This window comes from Chengkuizengella marina (assembly GCF_009910845.1).
Lineage (GTDB): Bacteria > Bacillota > Bacilli > Paenibacillales > KCTC-33759 > Chengkuizengella > Chengkuizengella marina.
Window position 1 is genome coordinate 1 of sequence record NZ_SIJB01000076.1, and the last position, 1010, is coordinate 1010.

The following is a 1010-nucleotide window of genomic DNA, read 5'->3' on the forward strand; positions in this document are numbered from 1 at the left end:
CTCAACAAGTCACTCACTTATATCTACCAAAAGACATAAAAAATACGCCTAGTTGGCGTTATTCTTGAACTGGTGTTCCATCCGTATTTAAAGATAATGCTGTAAGTTCTTCTTCTACTTTTGATTGTAAAATCGATGGGACTTGTTCAAAAGTTCTACGTCCGTATATAATGAGAGCCACATAAATATCAACCATGTTTACACCCCCTCTCATACGAAGTATGAATAAGACTATATTAATCAGCATTGTTATCTTCATCCAATTTAGTTTGTACTTCTGCTCTTAAATGTTCTGGTACATCATTAATGGTTCTACGCCCTTCTTTTACTAGTTTAAGATAAATATCAATCCACATTATCCCCCACCCCCTAACGCTAAGACTTGCTCATATACTGTTGCTAAAGCATCCATTGTGTCTAACAAATCGGATTTTAATAATATGTTTTCCTCGTAAATTTCAGCAGCAGCTTCCATGATCATGAGGTTATCCTCTTGTAATATTTCAACCTCTGATTTAGGAACTTTTGGTGCATGGATGATGTCATCATAAGTAAATAAAGAAGGTTTATCCTCAAACTTAACCGTTTTGATCTGCTCAATATCTTCAAGAGCTGACTCAAGTTGTTCTGTCCATCGTTCATCATCTTCTATGATTTCTAGTGGCTCCTGATCTTCATAGGCAATCACCGTTTCAGTGACTTCCTTGAAATACAATGGATTTCCGTCTACATCTTCCTTTTGTATCTCAACCTGTTCTACGGTGTAGCAATCTTGCATTTGACCTGTCCCTACTTGCCCCCAATATAAGAAGTTTCCACCTTCATCGACTTTGTGAACATCGTTATAAACTTCGTTTTCTTCATCCCAGACCTTTTCTATCACTGGTTCATCTGTAACCTCTGTTGTTTCCCCTCTGATAGTAGGTTCATATTGTTTATGTGAGCCATCCTCATTTAATATAGGTACTTGTTTTGGAACGGTTATCATCACAGAACTTTCTGTAACTTCT

The 1010-nt window shown here is 36.8% G+C and carries 3 protein-coding genes; all 3 read right to left on the reverse strand.

Annotation, left to right across the window (positions count from 1 at the left end; genetic code table 11):
* Nucleotides 1-58: 58 nt before the first annotated feature.
* Nucleotides 59-196 (reverse strand): CD1375 family protein, encoded by a 138-nt coding sequence (locus tag ERL59_RS20425; RefSeq protein WP_235929983.1) that lies wholly within the window; start codon nucleotides 194-196, stop codon nucleotides 59-61.
* A gap of 40 nt (nucleotides 197-236) precedes the next feature.
* On the reverse strand, nucleotides 237-356 hold the full coding sequence (locus ERL59_RS21365; RefSeq protein WP_268894531.1) for a CD1375 family protein: 120 nt from the start codon (nucleotides 354-356) through the stop codon (nucleotides 237-239).
* Nucleotides 356-1010: hypothetical protein (locus tag ERL59_RS20430; protein ID WP_210767458.1), on the reverse strand; the 655-nt coding region annotated here is incomplete at its 5' end. The genes ERL59_RS21365 and ERL59_RS20430, both read right to left, overlap by 1 nt.